Origin of the sequence: Kitasatospora sp. NPDC051984, from assembly GCF_044593455.1 — a bacterium.
Taxonomy (GTDB): domain Bacteria; phylum Actinomycetota; class Actinomycetes; order Streptomycetales; family Streptomycetaceae; genus Kitasatospora.
Genome location: NZ_JBIUCB010000010.1, coordinates 1 through 20296, shown reverse-complemented (window position 1 = coordinate 20296; position 20296 = coordinate 1). Strand labels below are relative to the sequence as shown.

Sequence of the window (20296 nt, the reverse complement as noted above, 5' to 3'; positions counted from 1 at the left end):
GGCGAGCGGCGCTCGCGCGGGCCCACCGCACCGGTCGTACCGTGGACAAAAGGGGGCCCAGCCACCCGGGGGGACCGACCCGAGGAGAACCCGATGCCCGGCTCCATGACCATCGGCCACACCGACGCACTCGTGATGCTCAGCCACACCGACGCCGAACGGCTCGCCGGCGTCCTCTCCGGCCTCTCCCGCCTCGCCGCGACCGGCCAGCTCCCCGCCGCCGCGACCGCCGCCCTCTCCGGCGGCGACCCCCCGGACCGCGCCGAACTCGCCACCTGGTGCCACCACCTGGCGGACTACCTCCGCGACCACCTCTGAGCGACAGCAGGCGGGCGCGAAACCGGGGGCGCTGGGGGTACCCCCGAGCGAAGCGAGGGGGCGGAACTGCGCGAAGCGGAAGGCACTCGCCGGAAAGATCGCGACGCAGGACAATGACTTGCACGTGCTCGCGACCTCACGGACCGGTGTGCGCTTGTCGCGCAGTTCCCCGCACCCGCCCTCCCCCGAAGCCGCTAGGTTGAAGGCATGGAGCTGTCGTGGGTGACCGTGGCCACGCCGCTGCCCAGTGGCCCGATGAAGTTCGGCGTGACGGCGGACGGGGTGGCGGCGGCGACGTACGCGGGGGAGACGTTCGCGGGACGGCCGGTGGGCGTGCCGGAGTGCGGGGACGCGCGCAAGCGGTCGCTGGTGGAGGCCCGGGTCGGCGAGTACTTCGCCGGGCGGCGAACGGAGTTGGAGCTGCCGATCGACTGGCGCTTCACGACCGGACCCCAACTGGCGGTGCTGCGCTGCCTGTTGACCGAGGTGCCGTACGGCCGCACCACCACCTACGGCGAACTCGCCACCCGCAGCGGAGTGTTCGACGACCTGCCCGAGCCGGGGCTGCCGGCCCGGACGGTCGGGCAGATGATGGGGGCCAATCCGCTGCCGTTGCTGGTGCCGTGCCATCGGGTGGTGGCGGCCGACGGGCTGGGCGGGTTCGGTGGCGCATGGCACGGGGTGGAGGTCAAGCGCTGGCTGCTCACCCTGGAAGGCGTACTGCCGCCGACCCTGGACTGGTCCGGGCCCACGGACTGACCGCAAGGGGGAGCTACAGCAGCGCCCCGTCCAGCCGCTCCAGCGCGGGGGCCGCGGCCTGGCGCGGCAGGACTGCCTGGACGCCGGACACCAAGGTGTACTCGCCGAGCGCGAGTTCGTCCACCTCGGGCAGCAACGGCCGTGCGCCGAGCGCCAGTTCAAGAGCCGCGACAGGCAAGTTGAGCCCGCAGAGCCGGAGTTGGTGCAGTCCGCCGGACGGCCGGGTGTTGATGTCGAGCACGACGGGACGGCCGTCCGCCTCGTGCCGGAACTGGACGTTGGAGAGGTGCCCGACGCCGAACTGCTCGACCAGCCGGCGGGCCGGCTCCAGGTAGCGGGGGTCGACGGTGAAGCTGCGGCGGCGGCCCTGCTTGGTGCGGCCGACGGCGGCGAGCAGTCGCCCGTCCTGGTCGGCGAGGCAGTCCACCGACACCTCGGGGCCGTTCAGGTAGGGCATCACCAGCAGGTCGGCGGGCGTGGTGGAGGACCTCAACGCGCCCATCACCTGGTCGAGTTGGACCCGCGCGTCGACGTACCCGGCGAGCCGGCGGAGGCTGAACGGTTCGCGGGTGAGGATCCGGAAGCCCTCGCCGCCGGCGCCGCTCGCGGGCTTCAGGCAGGCGGGGGCGCCGGTGGCCTCGATCTCCTCGACGGCGACCAGCAGTTGGGCCGCGGTGTCGGCGTGCCGCCACAGCGGGGTGGGCAGGCCGGCGGCGTCGAGGGCGCGGTAGCCCTCCGCCTTACTGGTGAACAGCGCGATCGCGGGCGCGGGCGGGCAGATCAGCGCGGTGCCGAGTACCTCGAATTCGCGGCGGCGCAGCGATATCGCCAACTGGTGCAGGCGGGGCAGGAATACGTCGATCCGGTGGCGGGCGCAGAATTCCAGCCCGAATTCCACGTAACTCTCGGCGGAGAGCCGGTCCGGTTCCAGAAACCCGAGGTCGGCGGCGGCGAGCACCGGCGAGTCCGGGTCGACGTGGGTGGCCAGGACGTGCACCGGGCGCGGCGCGGACCGCAGCAGCTCGATGAAGAAGACGTTCTCGGCGTAGGTGCGGTTCAGCCAGACGCGGACGGGCGCGGTCACGGAAGTCTCCCCGGAGGAGGGCGTGCCAATGGGAGGTCATCACCGACCGGTTCGCCTGCGCTGTGGCGGCGGTCACCATGCGGTGTGGGGGCCACCTTAGCGCTGTTCCGGAGCGATTCGAACAACGGGCCGGTGAGCTGTGCGGATGCTTCGAAATCCGCTGTCCGGCAGGGCCTTTCGGGGCGTGCGGGAAGGCGTCGGGGGGCTCGCGCGGATCGAACGATGATCGATCCAGTGCGCTGGTCGCACCATTCGCCTCGCACACCTGATTCACTCGCACGAGTGATTGCCGCGCTACCTGACCGGGCGTCAGCATGGTTGCCGAAAACCGCCGTCGACGCGATCACGAGGCCCTCGGACATGACGACCGAAACCACCGCCGGAACCGCCCAGTCGAGGCCGCAGAGCAGCCTCTCGGTGGCGGCGGCCAAGAACCTCGCGTCGACCACCAAGTCGGCCCCGCAGATGCAGGAGATCAGCAACCGCTGGCTGCTGCGCGCGCTGCCCTGGGTGGAGGTCTCCGGCGGCACCTACCGGGTGAACCGGCGGCTGTCGTACGCGGTGGGCCGGGGCCGGGTCGGCTTCGCGCAGACCGGCCGACAGGTCTCCGTCGTGCCGCCCACGCTCCGCGAGGTGCCGGTGCTGCGCGGCTTCGAGGACGACGAGCTGCTCGTCGAGCTGGCCGGCCGGTTCGTCCAACGGGACTTCGCGGCAGGCGAGTTGCTGATCGAGCAGGGCCGCGAGATCGACGAGGTCTACCTGGTCGCGCACGGCAAGGTCGACAAGATCGGCACCGGCCGGTACGGCGACGCCACCGTGCTCGGCACCTTCGCCGACGGCGACCACATCGGCGACGAGGCACTCACCGTCGCCGACCGCCGCTGGCCCTACAGCGTCAAGGCGAGCACCGCCGGAACGGTGATGGTGCTGTCCTGGCCGGCCTTCCAGGAGCTCGCGGACCGCTCCGAGGCGCTGCGCGACCAGATCCTCGCCTTCGTCGCGGACTCCCAGCTGCCGCAGAACCGCAAGGGCGAGGCGGAGATCGGCATGTCGGCCGGCCACGAGGGCGAGTACGGCCTGCCCACCGCCTTCGTCGACTATGAACTCACGCCCCGCGAGTACGAGTTGAGCGTCGCCCAGACGGTCCTGCGGGTGCACAGCCGGGTCGCCGACCTCTACAACAAGCCGATGGACCAGACCGAGCACCAGCTGCGGCTGACCATCGAGGCGCTGCGCGAACGCCAGGAGCACGAGCTGGTCAACAACCCGGAGTTCGGCCTGCTGGCCAATGCCGAGTACAGCCAGCGGATCCAGACCCACTCCGGCCCGCCCACCCCCGACGACATGGACGAACTGCTCTGTCGCCGCCGCAGCACCAAGTTCTACCTCGCCCACCCGAAGGCCATCGCCGCCTTCGGCCGGGAGTGCAACCGCCGCGGCCTGTACCCGGAGACCGTGCAGGTGGACGGCAAGACGGTCCCCACCTGGCGCGGCGTCCCGATCTACACCTGCAACAAGATCCCGGTGGTGAACGGCTCCACCTCGATCCTGGCGATGCGCGTCGGCGCCGACAATCAGGGCGTGGTCGGCCTGCACCCCGGCAAGCTGCCCGACGAGGTCGAGCCCGGGCTGAACGTCCGCTTCATGGGGATCGACGAGAAGGCGGTCATCTCCTACCTGGTCAGCGCCTACTACTCCGCCGCGATCCTCGTCCCGGACGCCATCGGCGTGCTGGAGAACGTGGACGTCGCCAACTGGCACGACTGACCGGCACGACCGACCGCGGCGGGCCCGCCGTCCCGGGCCCGCCCGCCGACCGCGCCGGCACTCGGCCGACGCGGAGATCCGCCGCGCCCCGCACCCGGGGCGGGCCCAGGGGGAGGACTCACCATGGCCATCACCGTGTCCGAACGCGGACAGCACAGCGAGAACACCACCCCCGTCGAGGGCGCCCGCGACACCGCCGAGGCGCTGGCCCTGCTCGGCCGGGCCCGCACCGTGGTCGACCCGGCGCTGCGCGCCGCCGTGGACACCCTCCCGGACTCGATGCGGCAGATCGCCGGCTACCACTTCGGCTGGCTGGAGTCCGACGGCACCCCGAGCGCGGCGGGCGCCGGCAAGGCGATCCGCCCCGCCCTGGTGCTCGCCGCGACCCAGGCCGTCGGCGGCCGCCCGCAGGACGCCGTCCGGGCCGCCGCCGCCGTCGAACTCGTCCACAACTTCACCCTGCTGCACGACGACGTCCTCGACCGCGACCACACCCGCCGCCACCGCCCCACCGCCTGGCGGGTGTTCGGCACCACCGGCGCGATCCTGGCCGGCGACGCCATGCACTCCCTCGCCCTCCGGGTACTCGCCGAGGACCCCCACCCCGCCGCCGCGGCCGCCGTCCGCCGCCTCGCCGACTGCGTGGTCGAACTCTGCGCCGGCCAGCAGGCCGACTGCTCCTTCGAACAGCGCTCCGACGTCACCCTTGCCGAGTGCCTCGCCATGGCGGAGAGCAAGACCGGCGCCCTCCTCGGCTGCGCGTGCGCCCTCGGCGCGCTGTACGCCGGCGCGGACGCCGCCACCGCCGACGCGATGGACGCCTTCGGCCGCGAGATCGGCCTCGCCTTCCAGCTGATCGACGACCTGATCGGCATCTGGGGCGACCCCGCGGTCACCGGCAAGCCGGTCGGCGCGGACCTCGCCGCCCGCAAGAAGTCCCTCCCGGTCGTCCACGCGCTCTCCTCGACCACCCCCGCCGGCGCGGAACTCGCCACGCTCTACGCCTCCGGCCGCCCCCTCAGCCCCGCAGACCTCGCCGCCGCCGCCACCGCAGTCGACCGCGCCGGCGGCCGCGCCTGGGCCCAGGGCGAGAGCTGCGAACGCATGGCCACCGCCATCAGCCACCTCGCGGTGGCAGTCCCGGACCCGACCCGCACCGACGAACTGCTCGCCCTGGCGGAGCTGGTCACGCGCCGCAGCTACTGATCGGGGAAGCACAAACGGGGGCGCGGGGAACTGCCCCGGGCCCCCGGTTTCGCACCCGCCTGCCGTCACCCCCCGAGCAGCGCCTCTTCCTTCTCCCGCTCGATCCCCAACGGAGTGTCCAGCTGCCGGTAGCTGACCTCCTCACGCCCACCCGACTCCAGCCACTCCCAGGTGTCCCGGACGGTCTCCGCGAGCGGCCGGATCCGCAGCCCGGCCGCCAGCGCAGGCGCACTGTCCGCGTGCCAGGTCCCGTGCCACCCCTCCACGACCGGCGCCCAGAGCGGGAGTTCGACCCAGGGCGCGACCTCGGCGGCGAGCAGCGTCGCGTCGGGGGTCCAGACGAACTCCGCGTCGGACCCGGTCGCGGAGCGACACGCCTCCAGGAGCTCGCCCATCGTTGCCGACCGGATCGGCGAGGTGGTGACGAACCGCCCGGTCGCGCGCTGTTCGGCGAGGTCGAGGCCGAACGCGGCGAAGTCCCGGGCGTCGATCAGACTGAGCGGGTTCTCGGGGGCGCCGGGTGCGAGCACGCGGCCGCCGCGGGCGATCCGGTCGAGCCACCAGGGGAGGCGGCCGATCGGTTCGTGGGGGCCGATCAGCAGGCCGCAGTTGAGGATCGTCGAGGGGCCGAAGTTGTCGAGCAGGGCGCGTTCGCAGCCGGCCTTGAGGGCGTTGGCGAACGGCTGGTCCGGCCCGACGTCGCCGGCGCATTCGAGGGTGGGGGAGTCGGCGTCGACCGGGAGGGCGGGCCAGTCGGCGAAGGCGTGGACGGAGGAGACGAAGCCGTAGTGGCCGGCCCGGTCGCGGAGCAGCCGGGCGGTGGTGGCGACGTCGTGCGGCTGCTGTCCGGAGGTGTCGATCACGGCGTCCCACTGCCGGCCGTCGACGAGCCGGTGCAGGTCGTCGAGCGAGGTGCGGTCGCCGTGGACGGCCTCCACGCCGGGCAGGTCGGTGCGGCTGACACCGCGGTTGAAGGTGGTGACGCGGTGGCCGCGGGCGAGTGCCTCGGCGGCGTAGGCGCGCCCGAGGAACTTGGAGCCGCCGAGCAGAAGGATGTCCATGGCCTCAGGGTGTCCGCTCCGGCGGCCGGTCATCCGCACTCTTAGCTACGGGCAGAGCCGGAACGTCCGCCGACGGGGGAGGTCCCCTGACGGCCGGTCGGAGGGTCGGGGCGCCGGACGGGCGGTGGGCGGCATAGCATCCCCGGTGTACCGGTATGTCTGAATGATCCCTTTCGCGGGGAGATGGGTGGACGGCATGGGCGGCCCGGCCAGGGTGGATCCGGCGGCGGTCCGGCGGACGGCGGCGCAGGCGTGGATCTGGGGCTACCCGATGCTGGCGAACTACGGGACGCTTCACCCGCAGGCGATCGACGAAGCGGACCCCCGGTACATCGGGGGTTTCGGGGTGTTCCGGCACTTCTCGCGCCCGTTCACCCCCGCCGACACGGACGTGGTGACGCCGAACAACGACACGCCGTACTCGTGGGCATGGCTGGACCTGCGGGCCGAACCCTGGGTGCTGGAGGTGCCCGCCACCGACCGGTACCACGTGCTGCCGGTGCACGACCTGGACACCGCGTACGCGGGCTTCGTCGGCACCCGGACCACCGGCAACGGCGGCGGCCGCTACCTGATCGCCGGCCCCGGCCACCGGGCCGATCCGCCGGCCGGCTTCGACGGCGTGGTGCGGACGGACACCAACCTGGCGGGCATCGTCGGCCGGACGTACCTGGCCGGGCCGGCCGACGAGCCGGAGCTGCGACGGGTGCAGGCCGGGTACCGGCTGATGCCGCTCAGCGAGCACCTGGGCACCCCGCGGCCGGTGGCGTCCGAGCCGGTGTGGCCGGTGTGGCGCGGCGAAGAGGTGCTCGGAACGCTGGAGTTCTTCACCTTCCTGGACTTCCTGCTGAGCTTCGTCCCGGTGCTGCCCGCCGACGCCGAACTGCGCGAGCAGCTGGTCGAACTCGGCGTGGGATCAGGGGACTTCGAGCCCGCCGCGCTGTCCGCCGAGGCCCGGGCGGCGATGCTGGAGGGAGTGGCGGACGGCCGCGGGCAACTGGCCGGGGCGGCGCGGGGCGCGGCCGACGGCGCCGCGCTGTTCGGCACCCGGGAGCAGCTCGGCACCCGGTACCTGGACCGTGCGTGCGGCGCCCTCACCGGCCTGTACGGGCTACCCGCCGAGGAGGCCTGGTACGGGGGTTGGGAGTCCGAGGCGGGCGGCCGGCTGCCGGCCGTGCTGCGCTTCGGGCCCGGGCAGCTCCCGCCGGCCCGGTACTTCTGGTCGGCGACCATGTACCGCTTCCCGGAACGGCAGCTGGCGCCCAACGAGATCGACCGGTACTCGATCGGCGACCGCACCCCCGGCCTGGTGTACGGCCCCGACGGCTCGCTGACGCTCTACCTCCAGCACGAACGCCCCACCGACCCCGCCGAGTTGGCGAACTGGCTGCCCGCCCCGGCCGGCCCGTACCAGGTCGTGGTGCGCGCGTACGGGCCGGAACCCGCGCTGCTGAACGGCAGTTGGCAGCTGCCGACGCCCACCCCCCGCTGAACCCGCCGAGCAGAAAAGGACGTTCGCCATGGTTGACGCCACGCCCGAGATGCTGGCCGCCGAGGCCTTCGTGTACGGCTACCCGCTGGTCGCCGACCTGACCATGGTGGACACCATCCACCGGCGGGGCATGGGTTCGATCCCCCCGACCGCCTGGAACACCTTCGGGCACGGCACCGAACTGGCCACCCCCGACTCACACTTCGTGTCGGTCAACAACGACACGGTGTACTCGGTGGCCCCGCTCGACCTGTCCGGCGGCCCGCTGCTGCTGCACGTCCCGGACTCCGCCGGGGCCTACTACGTGCTCCAGTTCATCGACGCCTGGACCAACAACTTCGCCTACCTGGGCCGCCGTTCGTCCGGCACCGCCGAGCAGACCTGGCTGATCACCCCGCCGCACTGGCGCGGCACCCCGCCCGAAGGCGTACCGGTGATCACCGCACCGACCACCGTCGCGGCCGTCGCGGCGCGCCACGCCTGCGCCGGACCCGAGGATCTGCCCCGAGTGCGGGCGCTGCAACGGGAGTTGACGCTCACCCCGCTCGAAACGGGCGCGGAACTCGCCGGGCTGCCCGAGCCGACCGCCGGCATCCCCGAGGAACTGGGGTTCCTGGAACGGCTGCGGGTGTGGGCGGCGGCGTTCCCGCCCGCCCCCGCCGACGTCGAGTTCCAGCACCGCTTCGCCCCGATCGGAATTCTCGACCGGGGCCGCTCCCCGTACCTCGACGGCCCCGCCGAGTGGGCGCAGGCGCTCGCCAAGGGCCTGGCCGCAGGCCGCGAACGAGTGGAGGCGGCGAGCACCGGCACCGTCGAACCCACCGGCGAATGGACCGTCAACCTCCACCTGTTCGACTACAACCTCGACCACCTCGGCCCCGGCACCCGCGACGAACCACAGTGGAAGGTCGCCGACCGCCGCGCCACCTACCTCACCCGCGCCGTCGCCGCCCGCACCGCCCTGTGGGGCAACCACGCCTACGAAGCCGCCTACGCCACCACCTACCACGACTCCGACGGCCACCCACTGGACGGCGCCCGCTCCTACACCCTGCGCTTCGAACAGCCGCCGCCGGTGGGGGCGTTCTGGTCGGTCACCATGTACGACACCCCCGAGTACCTGCTGGTCCCCAACGACATCGACCGCTTCTCCATCGGCGACCGCACCCCCGGCCTGGTCCGCGCCCCCGACGGCTCACTCACCCTCCACCTCCAGCACCGCCAGCCCACCGACCCCGACGAGTTCGCCAACTGGCTGCCCACCCCGTCCTCCGGCTTCCGCCCGATGGTGCGGATGTACCAGCCACAGGACGCCATCCTCGACGGCACCTACCGCCTCCCGCCGATCCACCCACGCTGACAACCGGGGCGCTGGGGGTACCCCCAGCGAAGCGAGGGGGCGGAACTGCGCGAAGGGGAACGCACTCGTCGGCAAGATCGCGACGCAGGACAGTGACTTGCACGTGCTCTCGACTTTGCGGACAGGCTTCGCGCTTGTTGTCGCGCAGTTCCGCACCCACCCGCTACGTCAGGACGGCGACGCGCTGGGCGTTGCCGACGGACTCGGGCTCTCCGTGGGAGACGGCGTGGCGTCGGGCGAAGGCGTCGGCGTCGGCGTCGGCACCCCACGATGCTCGGTGCCGCCGCCTTCCAGGGTGACCACGGCAGTGGACGGCGGCAACGCCAGTCGCGCCGTCCACCGGGTCTGCGGGGCGCGCGTCTCGTCCACCGTCACGGTGACGGTGATCCGCTGTCCCGGCGCGAGGATGCCGTCGTCCCGGCTGAGCCGCAGCCAGTCGACGTCCAGCACCGCGTGCCAGATCAGCGCGGTGTCGCCGGAGTTGGTCAGCGTGAGCACCGTGCGGCTGCCGTACGCGCGGGCCTCGACGGTCAGCTGCTCCCGGGTGGCGTCCGGCGTGGGCGCAGGTGTCGGCGTCGGGCCGGACAGCCGGGACGCGCCGTGCGCGGGCATCGTCACCGCCGGACTTGGAGCCGTAGGCAGGGACGTTTCTGCGGCCACCGCGCCGGCCAACTGCAGGGAACTCATCGCGGGCGGCAGCACCACGGCCGGCTGCGCCTCCTGAACCGGCGCGTCCACCCGCACCGAGGACACCGCCGCCGCCCGTCCCTCCCGGTCGCCGCCCTGGTGCGCGCTCCACAGCGCCACCACCGGCGCGGCCAGCACCGCCGCCAGCACGCCCGTGGTCACCACCCGCTGGCGCACCGCCGAGCCGCGCGACGGCACCACCACCCGGTGGCGGGGGAAGCCGCGCCGGTCGAACTGCGGCTCGCCGCCGGCCAGCCCCCGCACGGCCCGCCGACCGGCCGCCGCGCCGGACAGGAACGCGGTGCCGCCCGTCGCCGGAGCGGGGCGCAGCCGGGCCGGCGCCGTCAGCAGCGGCAGGCCGGGCAGCCCGGCCAGGCCCTGCCCGAGCTGCCCGGCCACCCGCTCGGCGGTGCCGCGGCAGGTCGGGCACTCCTCCAGGTGCAGCACCAGCTCCCGGCGCAGCGCCGCGCCGAGCACCCGGCCCGGCCCGGACTCCGCACCGACCCCGCCGACCCCGCCGAGCTGCGCCAGTTGCGGGCAGGAGCCCACGCCGAGCACCAGCAGTGCCGTCCTGGTCCTGCCGATCTCGGCGCCCGCGGCGTCCAGCAGAGCGGCCGCGGCCTCGGGGGTGAGGCCGAGCACCGCCGCGACCTCCCCGGCGTCCAGCCGGTGCCGGACCGCCAGTTCCAGTGCCTCGCGCTGCTCCGGGTCGGTGCCGGCCGCCTCCGGCCAGGCCAGCGAGGCGAGTTCGCGGCGCCGCTCGCGGAGGACGTCGGGTGCGGGCGCCGCCTCCGCGGCGGGGGTGCCGGTGCCGTTCAGCCGGGTCAGGCAGCGGTTCCGGGCCAGCGCGTACAGCCAGGCGCGCAGCAGCGCCGGTTCGGTGAGCCGGTCGCCGTGGCGGCGGGCCAGGTCGCGGACCTCCAGCACGGCCGCGGTGGCGGCGTCGTGGTCGCAGAGTACGGACAGGCAGTAGGTGAACAGCCCGTCGACGCAGGCGCCGTACGCCCGCAGGGCCGGGGACGGGTCGACGGGGTGGAGCTGGCCGGTGGTCACGTCATCGACCGTAGGCAGGCCAAACCCTCCGCCCGGTGGGTTTGGACCGCTTGTCCTTCTTTCGGGTAACACCACCGCTCCCGTGTTCGCCTGGTTGACGCCAGCCGTTGACACCCCACGTTGACACCCCGCGTTGACGCCCGGCCCGCCGTCCGAACGCCGTCCACCCGCCGTCCGACCGCCGCCGCCCGCCGGGCACTGTCGGTGCGAGGCGCTACCGTGGCGCGCATGGCTGCCCGTACCAAGACCTCCGCCAAGCCGCGCCCGGCGTACCGCTGCACCGAGTGCGGCCACCAGCTGCCCAAGTGGGTCGGCCGCTGCCCCGAGTGCAACGCGTGGGGGACGGTCGAGGAGTACGGCGCGGTGCCGATCCGCACCACGGCGGCGGGGCCGGTCTCCGCGCCCGCCAAGCCGATCGCGCAGGTCGACGGCCAGGTGGCCACCGCCCGCTCCACCGGCGTCCCGGAGCTGGACCGGGTGCTCGGCGGCGGCCTGGTGCCGGGCGCGGTGGTGCTGCTCGCGGGCGAGCCGGGCGTCGGCAAGTCCACCCTGCTGCTGGACGTCGCGGCGAAGGCCGCCACCGACCGGCACCGCACCCTGTACGTCACCGGCGAGGAGTCCGCCGGGCAGGTCCGGCTGCGCGCCGACCGGATCAACGCGCTCTCCGAGCACCTGTACCTGGCCGCCGAGCAGGATCTCGGCGCGGTGCTGGGCCACATCGAGGCGGTCAACCCGGGCCTGCTGATCCTGGACTCGGTGCAGACCATCGCCTCCGCCGAACTCGACGGCGCTCCAGGCGGCCCCGCCCAGGTCCGCGAGGTGGCGGGCGCGCTGATCCGGGAGTCCAAGCAGCGCGGCATGGCGACCCTGCTGGTCGGCCACGTCACCAAGGACGGCCAGATCGCCGGCCCCCGCCTGCTGGAGCATCTGGTGGACGTGGTGCTGTCCTTCGAGGGCGACCGGCACGCCCGGCTGCGGCTGATCCGCGGTGTGAAGAACCGCTACGGGGCGACCGACGAGGTCGGCTGCTTCGAGCTGCACGACGAGGGCATCGTCGGCCTCGCCGACCCGTCCGGCCTGTTCCTGACACGCCGTGACAAGCCGGTGGCCGGCACTTGCCTGACCGTCACCCTGGAGGGCAAGCGCCCGCTGGTGGCGGAGGTGCAGGCGCTGATGGTCGACTCGCAGATCCCGTCGCCGCGGCGCACCACCTCGGGCCTGGAGTCGCCGCGGATCGCGATGATCCTGGCGGTGGTGGAGCGGCACGGCGGTGTGAAGCTCGGCAAGCAGGACATCTACACCGCCACCGTCGGCGGCGTGAAGCTCACCGAGCCGTCGGCGGACCTGGCGATCGCCCTCGCGGTGGCGTCCTCCTCGACCGACACGCCGCTGCCGAACAACCTGGTGGCGATCGGCGAGGTCGGCCTGGCCGGCGAGGTGCGCCGGGTGACGGGCGTTCAGCGTCGGCTCGCCGAGGCGCACCGGCTCGGGTTCACGCACGCCCTGGTACCGCCGGACCCGGGCAAGGTGCCGCCGGGCATGAAGGTGGTGGAGGTCTCCGACATCGGCGAGGCACTGCGCGCGATCCCCGGCCGCCGCTCCCGTTCGAAGCCCCGTCAGGATGCCGCGCCGCAGGGCGTTCCGGCCGGCCGGGCCCCCGCCCGGGAGCGCGCCGCCGCACCGGTTCCGGCGTACGCGGACGAGATGATGGCGGGCTGGGAGCCGCTCGACTCGGACGAACTGGCCTGACCCTCGTCCCGCCGCTGCCGCACGCAGTTAGACTGCACCTGCTAATTGCCGTCAAGTGCAGTAATAACAGACAGACCGTCGGGCATCGTGGCCACACGGTCCGGGTCGGCCCAAGGAGTCACGTGGCAGCCATCGACCGGGCGGACAAGTCCCCCCGCGAGGAGGCCCTGCTGCGGGCTTCCCTGAGTGCGGTCGCGCCGGGCACGGCGCTGCGGGACGGGTTGGAGCGGGTGCTCCGGGCCAACACCGGAGGCCTGATCGTCCTCGGCTTCGACAAGAGCGTCGACGCGCTGTGCACCGGCGGTTTCGTGCTGGACGTCGAGTTCACCGCCACCCGGCTGCGCGAACTGTGCAAGCTGGACGGCGCGGTGATCCTCGACAAGGACATCACCAAGATCCTGCGGGCCGGCGTGCACCTGATGCCGGACGCCAACATCCCCACCGACGAGACCGGCACCCGCCACCGCACCGCCGAGCGGGTCAACCGGCAGACCGGCTTCCCGGTGGTCGCGGTCTCGCACTCGATGCGGCTGATCGCGATGTACGTGAACGGCACCCGCCGGGTGCTGGAGGACTCCACCACCGTGCTGTCCCGCGCCAACCAGGCGCTGGCCACCCTGGAGCGCTACAAGCTGCGCCTCGACGAGGTGGCCGGCACGCTGTCCGCGCTGGAGATCGAGGACCTGGTCACCGTCCGGGACGTCTCCGCCGTGGTGCAGCGCCTGGAGATGGTCCGGCTGATCGCCGGTGAGATCGCCGGCTACGTGCTGGAGCTCGGCACCGACGGCCGCCTGCTGTCGCTCCAGCTGGACGAGCTGATCGCCGGCGTCGAGCCGGAGCGCGAACTCGTGGTCCGCGACTACTTCCCGGACCGCGCCGCCAAGAAGGGCCGCACCGTCGCCGAGGTGCTGGACGACCTGGAGGCGCTCACCCACGCCGAGCTGCTGGACCTGCAGACCGTCGCCAAGGCGCTCGGCTACACCGGCACCCCCGAGTCGCTGGACTCCGCGGTCTCCCCGCGCGGCTACCGGCTGCTCGCCAAGGTTCCGCGGCTGCCGAACACCGTCATCGAGCGGCTGGTCGACCACTTCGGCGGCCTGCAGAAGCTGCTGGCCGCGTCCATCGACGACCTGCAGACCGTGGAGGGCGTCGGCGAGACCCGGGCCCGCTCGGTGCGCGAGGGGCTGTCCCGGCTCGCCGAGTCCTCCATCCTGGAACGCTACGTCTGAGCGGCCGTCAGCCCCCGTCGGGCGGCTGCACCGCGTACATCAGCGCGAACAGGGTCACCTCGACGGCGTCCGGCCCGGTGGACTCCGGCTCCGAGAACAGCTCGTCCAGCACCTCGTCCAGCCGGCCGCGCAGCTTCCGCAGCCGCTCCGGGGTGAGCCGGGTCGTGGTGTGCGCGAACTTGCTCGGCAGCTGGTTGCCCTGCGCCGCCGGGGTCAGGTCGATCCGGCCGGCCAGGAAGTTGCGCCGGAAGTCGGTCCGTACCAGGTCCATCGCTGCCAGCATCGCGTCCAGCGCGGCCGGCGGCTGGCCGCCCTCCGCGTAGACCTGCGGCGACAGCCGCAGTGACTGCTGGGCGGAGCGGTAGCGGCTCTCCACGATCCCGGACACCAGCCGGGTCTCCGCGACGAACACCAGCCCGGTCTGCTCCAGCTGCTTGACGTGCCGGTACAGCTTGGTCGGCGCCTCGTCGAGCTCGGCCGCGATCTCCTTCACCGACATCGGCTCCGGATCCCGCTTCATCAGCGCGCCGAGCACCGCCAGCCGGAGCGGATCGGCCAGTGCCTTCAGCGTCGCGACGTCCGTGACCTCGCGCTCCTTCATCTGATCAACCACGTTCACATTCAGCCACAGCGTTCATCCCTTGTGCAATCATTCGCGTCCGTGCAATCATTCACGCAAGCGTGAATGGTTGCACGATGCGTGAACGGGGTGGAGAGATGACGGTGGCCGAGAGCCCGACGAAGACCGTGTCCGAGGCGGTGCCGCTGCGTCGCAACCGGCGGTTCCAGACGCTGTGGGCCGGATCCGCGGCCGCGATGCTCGGCACCTGCGTCGCCGACACCGCGTACCCGCTGCTGCTGCTCGCCATGACCGGATCGCCCACCCTCGCCGGGGCGTTCGGCGCCGTCCAGTTCGGCGCGTCCGTGGTGTTCGGCCTGCACGGCGGCGCGGTCGCCGACCGGCACGACAAGCGGCGGGTGCTGATCGTCGCCGACACCGTCCGCCTGCTCACCGCGCTCAGCGTGGCCGTCGCCCTGTTCGCCCACCGGCTGACCGTCCCGCACACCCTGCTGGCCGCCGCCGCCATCGGCGCCACCATGGCCTACGGCGGCCCCGCCCGGATGCTCGCGCTGCGCGCCGTCGTTCCGCCCGAGCAGCTGCGCCAGGCGCTGTCCCAGGACGAACTCCGGGTCAACGGCGCCGCGCTGGCCGGACCGCCGCTGGCGGGCTTCCTGCTCGGCCTCGGCCGGGCCGTCCCGTTCCTCGCTACCGTGCTGGCCTCCGCGGCCGCGCTCGGCGCTTCCCTCGCCGTCCGTTTCGACACCGAACCCGCCGAGGACCCGGCGGGCGCCACGAAGGAGAAGGGCGCGGTCTTCGCCGGGCTGCGGTACCTGTTCGGCGACCCGACGCTGCGCGCCACCGTGCTGGTCACCGTCGCGCTCAACCTGGCCGGGTCCGCGATGCTGCTGGCCGTCATGGTGCTGCTGCGCGACCACGGCACCTCCGAGGCCGGCACCGGCCTCGCCCTCACCGGCGAAGCCGTCGGCGGCCTGTTCGGCGCCCCGCTGGTCACCCGCCTGCACCGCACCCTCGCCCCCGGCACGCTGCTGCTCGCCGTCGCCTGGATCGCCGCGCTGCTGTTCCTCGTCCCCGCCTTCGCCGCCGGCCCGGCGGTGGTGTTCACCGCCCTCGCCGCGATGTCGCTGGGCGTGCCCGCCCTGCGCGTCATGCTCGACGTCCTGGTCTTCCAGCAGGTCCCCGAGGCGATGCGCGGCCGCGCGGTGGCCGCCACCATGACCCTGCTGATGGCCGGCCTGCCCGTCGGCACCATGACGGCGGGCCTGCTGCTCGACCACCTCCCCGCCACCACCGTCCTGCCCCTGCTCGCCGCCGTGCTGGCCGCCGGCCTGCTCCCGCTCACCCTCGGCCGCTCGCTGCGCGGCACGAACTGGCCGAAGGCCTAGCCGGCACCGGCCCCGGGCGTTCACGACGCCCGGGGCCCTTGGGCGTTCAGTACCCGGCGGTGAAGCGGCGCTGCACGTGACGGGGCAGTTCGGCCTCGTCGACCAGGGCGATCGCGGCGTCCTCGGCGGAGATCCGGCTGCGGCCCTCCGCGTCCAGCACGGGCTGGTCGCCACCGAGGCGGAAGCGGCCGGTGCGCTCGCCGGGTCCGATCTGCTCGGCGGGGCTGAAGTACGTCCACAGCCGGTTGGAGGTGCGCAGCACGTCGAGCGCGTCCCGGTGGCCGCGGACGGCGGCGGCGTACTCGCGCGGCAGGCCGAGCTCGTCGAGGGCGGCGTGCAGGAGCTCGTCGTGGTCGGCGCGCACCACGCCCGGTGCGAGTTCCAGGCTGCCGGCCCCGCCGATCACGATCAGCCGGAGCCGGGGGCGGCCGTCCAGAGCGGTGAGCAGCGACCGGGCGGCCTGCGCGTAGACGCCAGGGTCGGCGATCGAGCGCCGGACGGTGTCGTGGAAGTCGAGCGACGCGTTCCCGGGCTGGAAGCCGCTGATCAGCACGTCCAGGCCGGGCGGCAGGGCGGCGGCGACACTCGCCGGGTCCAGTACGTCGATGCTCGCCCAGTCGAGGTTCTCCCGCCGGTCGGTGATCGCGGACGCGTCCCGGCTGAACGCCGTGACCCGGTGGCCCCGGCCGAGGGCCTCGGTGACGATCCGGCTGCCGATGGTGCCGGTGGCTCCGATGACGCCGATGTGCATGGTTCTCCCCTGATGTCATGCGTGCGGTCGGAGGCGGGCAGCCACGTTCGCTGCACGCCGTGCAGTGACTATACGGCGTGAAGTTTTCGCACGGCAATCAGGACGGTGACGCTGTAGATTCGACCCGTGGCAGCCACCTCCAGCACCGGACGACGCGAACGACTGCGCGCCGAGACCACCGCCGAGATCAAGCGGACCGCCCTGGAGCTGATGCGCTCCGGCGGCCCCGACGCGATCACCCTGCGCGCGATCGCCCGCGAAATGGGCATGACCGCGAACGCCATCTACGGCTACTTCGCGACCCGCGACGACCTGGTCACCGCCCTGATCGCCGACGTCTACACGGCGCTGGCCGATGCCGTGGACGCTGCCTGGGCCGACTCCGCGGCGGACACCCCGGCGGCCCGGATCCGGGCCTGGGCATGCGCGTTCCGGGCCTGGGCGCTCGCCAACCCCGAAGGCTTCCGGCTGATCTACGGCGACCCCGTCCCCGGCTACCGGGCCCCCGACGGCGGCGCCGCGCCGGACGCCGCCCGGCGGGTCTGCGTCGGCATCGCGGCACTCGCGGACGCCGCCGGTCCGGGCGCCGAACCGGCCGAGGAGGGTGCGGACTTCGACTGGGACGACTTCGACCCCGGCCTGCTCGCCAAGGTCCGCCCGGCCTTCCCCGCGCTGACCCCGGCCGGCGTCGCCCTGGCGCTGCGGATCTGGGGCCACCTGCACGGCCTGGTCGCACTGGAGGTCTACGGCCACCTGGGCGCGCAGACCGCCTCGCCCGAGAAGCTGTTCCGCCTCGAACTTGCCCAGCTGGTCAGGTCGCTGGGCCTGGCCGGCTGAGCGGTCAGCCCTCCAGGCGGACCGAGGTGCGGGCCGACAGCGGGCCGCCGGCCGGGCCGGTCAGGTCGGCCTGGACCAGGTAGTTGCCGGGCTGGGCCGGCGTCGGGTCGGCGCTGGCGCACTGCGGCTTGGAGCGGCTGCGGTCCCAGCCGAAGGTCTCGGTGACGCCGCTGTTCCCGGCGATCTGCGCCCAGGCGTCGACCTTCTCCGGGATGCAGTCGGCGGACGACCAGATCCGCTCGTTGGTGCTCGAGGTGATGGTGAGCGCCGAGTTCTCGTGCGAGAGGTTGACCCGGCAGCCGGAGCCCGAGGAGTTGCGGATGGTCAGCGCGAGACGCGGCTTGTCCTTGGCGGCGAACGGGTTCTGCGCGGGAGCCAGCTCCAGCGACAGCTGCGAGGTGGCGCAGACCGGGAGGGCCATCACCTCGGGCGTGTTGACGGCCGGCGAGGGGCCGGGCGAGGCGGCGTGCCCGCCGCTGCCGCCGTTCGAACCGCTGCCGCCGCCGTTGCCGCCGCCGCTGCCGTTGCCCGAACCGCCACTGCCGCCGTTACCCGAACCGCCGCTGCCGCCGCCCGTCACGTTCAGCTCGCCGGCCGCGCCGCCGCCCGAGCCGCCGCCGTTGCCGCCGGGGCGGGTGGTGATGGCGGGGCCGCTGGGGGAGGCGCCGGGGGTGATGGACTGCGCGGGGGCGGGCTGCGGGCCGGTGGTCTCGGCGGCCTTCTGCTGCTTTCCGCCGTCCCCGCCGGTGCCGAACGCGAGCCAGCCGACCAGCAGCAGAACGACGGCGAGGGCAACGAGGACCGCGACGCGGCGCCGCCAGTAGATCGAGGCGGGCAGCGGTCCGACGGGCTGGCGCAGAGAAGGCACGGGCAAACTCTACGAGACCTTGTGCGTCCGTTGACGCATCAACACCTCAGCGGGGGCACTTCTTTCACATGATCCGCCATTTGCTCCGGTAGAGGGACTCGACACGACGGTGCGCCGCCCTATAGTCGCCCTCATGGCCTCCCTGCACGACTCCGCTCCCGGCACCGCGACCCTCGACCCCGCGCAGCTGATCGCCGAGGCGCGCAGGGCGTTCTTCACCATGTTCGGCTTCCTCTGCCTGATCTGGGTCGTGCAGGTGGCGAACTGGCTCATGGACGAGCAGATCGCTCTCCAGCACGGCATCCGCGCGCACCAGCTGGACAGCCTGCCGAACCTGCTGACCGCGCCGTTCCTGCACCTGAACTGGCAGCACCTGGAAGGCAATTCGGGCCCGCTGTTCGTATTCGGCTTCCTCGCCGCCTACCGCGGCGTGCGCAAGTTCCTCGCCCTGACGGCGCTGCTGGTGGTGACCAGCGGCATGGCGGTCTGGCTGTTCGAGCGCGGCGACGTGGTGACGGTCGGCGCCAGCGGCGTGATCTTCGGGTACTTCGGTTACGTGGTGCTGCGCGGCCTGTTCGACCGCAACCTGATCGACTCGCTGATCGGCCTGGTGATGGGCGCGTCCTTCGCGTACCTGCTGACCACGGCGATCCCGGGCACCCCCGGGGTGTCCTGGCTGGGACACCTCGGCGGCCTGGTCGGCGGCCTGGCCGGCGCCTGGATATTCCGCATCCGCGACCCGAAGCCGACGGCGGCCCCTGCTGCCGATCTGGTTTCGTCCGCCGGCCCTTCCACCGCCACGGCCGGTTCCCGGGCGGACCTGCTGAAGGAGCTCGACGACCTGGGGCTTTAAGCCCGCGCGGCACCTCGTGGCAGGATCGAGGGGCCATGGTTGCCACTGCTTCGACTCTCGCCCCCGCCGCCGTACAGGCGCTGCACTCCACCGTCATCGGCTGGTACGAGGCCCACGCCCGCGACCTGCCCTGGCGGACTCCGGACGCCTCGCCCTGGGCGGTGATGGTCAGCGAGTTCATGCTTCAGCAGACGCCCGTGAAGCGGGTGCTGCCCGCGTACGCGGCCTGGCTGGAGCGCTGGCCCGCCCCCGCCGATCTGGCCGCGGACGCGCCCGGCGAGGCGGTGCGGATGTGGGGCCGGCTCGGCTACCCGCGCCGCGCGCTGCGGCTGCACGCGGCGGCCACCGCGATCACCGAGCAGCACGGCGGCGTGGTGCCGGACGACCACGCGGCGCTGCTGGCCCTGCCCGGGGTGGGGGAGTACACGGCGGCCGCGGTCGCCTCGTTCGCGTTCCGGCAGCGCCACGCGGTGCTGGACACCAACGTGCGCCGGGTGTTCGCCCGCGCCGTCACCGGCGTCGAGTACCCGGCGAACGCCACCACCGCCGCCGAGCGCCGCACCGCGCACGAGCTGCTGCCGGCCACCGACGAGCGGGCCGCGACCTGGGCGGTCGCGGTGATGGAGCTGGGGGCCCTGGTGTGCACCGCGCGCGGCCCCGAGTGCGGGTCCTGCCCGCTGCTGGCCGAGTGCGCCTGGCAGCGGGCCGGCCGCCCGCCGTACCAGGGCCCGGCCCGGCGCGGCCAGACCTACGAGGGCACCGACCGGCAGGTGCGCGGCAAGCTGCTGGCGGTGCTGCGGGACGCCCACGGCCTGGTCACCCAGGGCCAGCTGGACGTGGTGTGGCCGGACGCGATCCAGCGCGCCCGGGCCCTGGACGGCCTGGTCGCCGACGGCCTGGTGGAACCCGTCGGGCCCGGCACCTACCGACTGCCGCAGTAACGGACGAGAACGGCCCGGGACCAGTCGGCGGTTTCTAGCGGTCGTTGCAACACGTGGTCGGTTGTCTAGGCCGCGACGAGTTTAGCGAGACGCTCGGCTGGGGTTTCCCAGCCGAGCGTTTTGCGTGGGCGGCCGTTGAGTTCGGCCGCGACCGCGGCGAGGTGCTCGGGACTGTGGACGGACAGGTCGGTGCCCTTGGGGAAGTACTGCCTCAGCAGGCTGTTCGTGTTCTCGTTCGAGCCGCGTTGCCAGGGGCTGGCCGGGTCGCAGAAGTAGACCGGGACGCCGGTGGCGACGGTGAACGCACCATGTGCGG

General features: G+C 73.4%; 19 protein-coding genes. 12 read left to right on the top strand and 7 right to left on the bottom strand.

The window, feature by feature from the left end:
* The first annotated feature begins 93 nt into the window (after positions 1-93).
* A complete protein-coding gene (locus ACIHEI_RS20705; RefSeq protein ID WP_392949819.1) occupies positions 94-318 on the top strand; it encodes a hypothetical protein in 225 nt (74 codons plus the stop codon).
* 207 nt (positions 319-525) lie between these two features.
* Positions 526-1077, top strand: a complete 552-nt coding sequence (locus ACIHEI_RS20700) for a methylated-DNA--[protein]-cysteine S-methyltransferase (protein WP_387644015.1) — start codon at positions 526-528, stop codon at positions 1075-1077.
* A gap of 13 nt (positions 1078-1090) precedes the next feature.
* On the opposite strand, the gene ACIHEI_RS20695 is transcribed toward ACIHEI_RS20700, so the two are convergent.
* Positions 1091-2161, bottom strand: a complete 1071-nt coding sequence (locus tag ACIHEI_RS20695; RefSeq protein WP_396607630.1) for an ATP-grasp domain-containing protein — start codon at positions 2159-2161, stop codon at positions 1091-1093.
* A 360-nt stretch (positions 2162-2521) separates the two neighbouring features.
* On the opposite strand from ACIHEI_RS20695, the gene ACIHEI_RS20690 reads away from it, so the two are divergent.
* On the top strand, positions 2522-3928 hold the full coding sequence (locus ACIHEI_RS20690) for a family 2B encapsulin nanocompartment shell protein (protein ID WP_396607629.1): 1407 nt from the start codon (positions 2522-2524) through the stop codon (positions 3926-3928).
* Between the two features lie 123 nt (positions 3929-4051).
* On the top strand, positions 4052-5134 hold the full coding sequence (locus ACIHEI_RS20685) for a family 2 encapsulin nanocompartment cargo protein polyprenyl transferase (RefSeq protein ID WP_387644023.1): 1083 nt from the start codon (positions 4052-4054) through the stop codon (positions 5132-5134).
* A 65-nt stretch (positions 5135-5199) separates the two neighbouring features.
* Here ACIHEI_RS20685 and ACIHEI_RS20680 read toward each other — a convergent pair whose 3' ends face one another.
* A complete protein-coding gene (locus tag ACIHEI_RS20680) occupies positions 5200-6195 on the bottom strand; it encodes an NAD-dependent epimerase/dehydratase family protein (RefSeq protein WP_396607628.1) in 996 nt (331 codons plus the stop codon).
* Between the two features lie 196 nt (positions 6196-6391).
* Here ACIHEI_RS20680 and ACIHEI_RS20675 point away from each other — a divergent pair, with 196 nt between their 5' ends.
* Together ACIHEI_RS20675 and ACIHEI_RS20670 are read left to right on the top strand one after the other, a co-directional pair.
* Positions 6392-7687, top strand: a complete 1296-nt coding sequence (locus tag ACIHEI_RS20675) for a DUF1254 domain-containing protein (protein WP_396607746.1) — start codon at positions 6392-6394, stop codon at positions 7685-7687.
* Positions 7688-7715: 28 nt separating this feature from the next.
* Positions 7716-9047, top strand: a complete 1332-nt coding sequence (locus tag ACIHEI_RS20670; RefSeq protein ID WP_396607627.1) for a DUF1254 domain-containing protein — start codon at positions 7716-7718, stop codon at positions 9045-9047.
* 168 nt (positions 9048-9215) lie between these two features.
* Here the strand turns inward: ACIHEI_RS20670 and ACIHEI_RS20665 are convergent, their stop codons facing one another.
* Positions 9216-10787: a hypothetical protein gene (locus tag ACIHEI_RS20665; RefSeq protein WP_396607626.1), complete on the bottom strand. Its 1572-nt coding sequence runs from the start codon at positions 10785-10787 to the stop codon at positions 9216-9218.
* Between the two features lie 228 nt (positions 10788-11015).
* Between ACIHEI_RS20665 and radA the strand changes: the two genes are divergently transcribed.
* Both radA and disA read left to right on the top strand, forming a co-directional pair.
* Complete coding sequence (radA, locus tag ACIHEI_RS20660) at positions 11016-12536, top strand: DNA repair protein RadA (protein WP_387644037.1); 1521 nt, start codon at positions 11016-11018, stop codon at positions 12534-12536.
* Positions 12537-12658: 122 nt separating this feature from the next.
* Positions 12659-13765, top strand: a complete 1107-nt coding sequence (gene disA, locus ACIHEI_RS20655; RefSeq protein ID WP_380484244.1) for a DNA integrity scanning diadenylate cyclase DisA — start codon at positions 12659-12661, stop codon at positions 13763-13765.
* A gap of 7 nt (positions 13766-13772) precedes the next feature.
* Here disA and ACIHEI_RS20650 read toward each other — a convergent pair whose 3' ends face one another.
* Positions 13773-14378 (bottom strand): ArsR/SmtB family transcription factor, encoded by a 606-nt coding sequence (locus ACIHEI_RS20650; protein WP_396607625.1) that lies wholly within the window; start codon positions 14376-14378, stop codon positions 13773-13775.
* Between the two features lie 83 nt (positions 14379-14461).
* Here ACIHEI_RS20650 and ACIHEI_RS20645 point away from each other — a divergent pair, with 83 nt between their 5' ends.
* On the top strand, positions 14462-15730 hold the full coding sequence (locus ACIHEI_RS20645) for an MFS transporter (RefSeq protein WP_396607624.1): 1269 nt from the start codon (positions 14462-14464) through the stop codon (positions 15728-15730).
* A 46-nt stretch (positions 15731-15776) separates the two neighbouring features.
* Here the strand turns inward: ACIHEI_RS20645 and ACIHEI_RS20640 are convergent, their stop codons facing one another.
* Entirely contained in the window at positions 15777-16481 is a 705-nt protein-coding gene (locus tag ACIHEI_RS20640; protein ID WP_396607623.1) for an NAD(P)-dependent oxidoreductase, read from the bottom strand.
* A 126-nt stretch (positions 16482-16607) separates the two neighbouring features.
* Between ACIHEI_RS20640 and ACIHEI_RS20635 the strand changes: the two genes are divergently transcribed.
* Entirely contained in the window at positions 16608-17318 is a 711-nt protein-coding gene (locus ACIHEI_RS20635) for a TetR/AcrR family transcriptional regulator (RefSeq protein WP_387644047.1), read from the top strand.
* Between the two features lie 4 nt (positions 17319-17322).
* Here ACIHEI_RS20635 and ACIHEI_RS20630 read toward each other — a convergent pair whose 3' ends face one another.
* A complete protein-coding gene (locus tag ACIHEI_RS20630) occupies positions 17323-18186 on the bottom strand; it encodes a hypothetical protein (protein ID WP_396607622.1) in 864 nt (287 codons plus the stop codon).
* Between the two features lie 133 nt (positions 18187-18319).
* Between ACIHEI_RS20630 and ACIHEI_RS20625 the strand changes: the two genes are divergently transcribed.
* Together ACIHEI_RS20625 and ACIHEI_RS20620 are read left to right on the top strand one after the other, a co-directional pair.
* A complete protein-coding gene (locus ACIHEI_RS20625) occupies positions 18320-19039 on the top strand; it encodes a rhomboid family intramembrane serine protease (RefSeq protein ID WP_396607621.1) in 720 nt (239 codons plus the stop codon).
* A 35-nt stretch (positions 19040-19074) separates the two neighbouring features.
* Positions 19075-19980 (top strand): A/G-specific adenine glycosylase, encoded by a 906-nt coding sequence (locus ACIHEI_RS20620; RefSeq protein WP_396607620.1) that lies wholly within the window; start codon positions 19075-19077, stop codon positions 19978-19980.
* 65 nt (positions 19981-20045) lie between these two features.
* Here the strand turns inward: ACIHEI_RS20620 and ACIHEI_RS20615 are convergent.
* Positions 20046-20296, bottom strand: a 251-nt coding sequence (locus ACIHEI_RS20615; protein WP_396607619.1) for an IS30 family transposase, incomplete at its 5' end; no start/stop codon positions are given.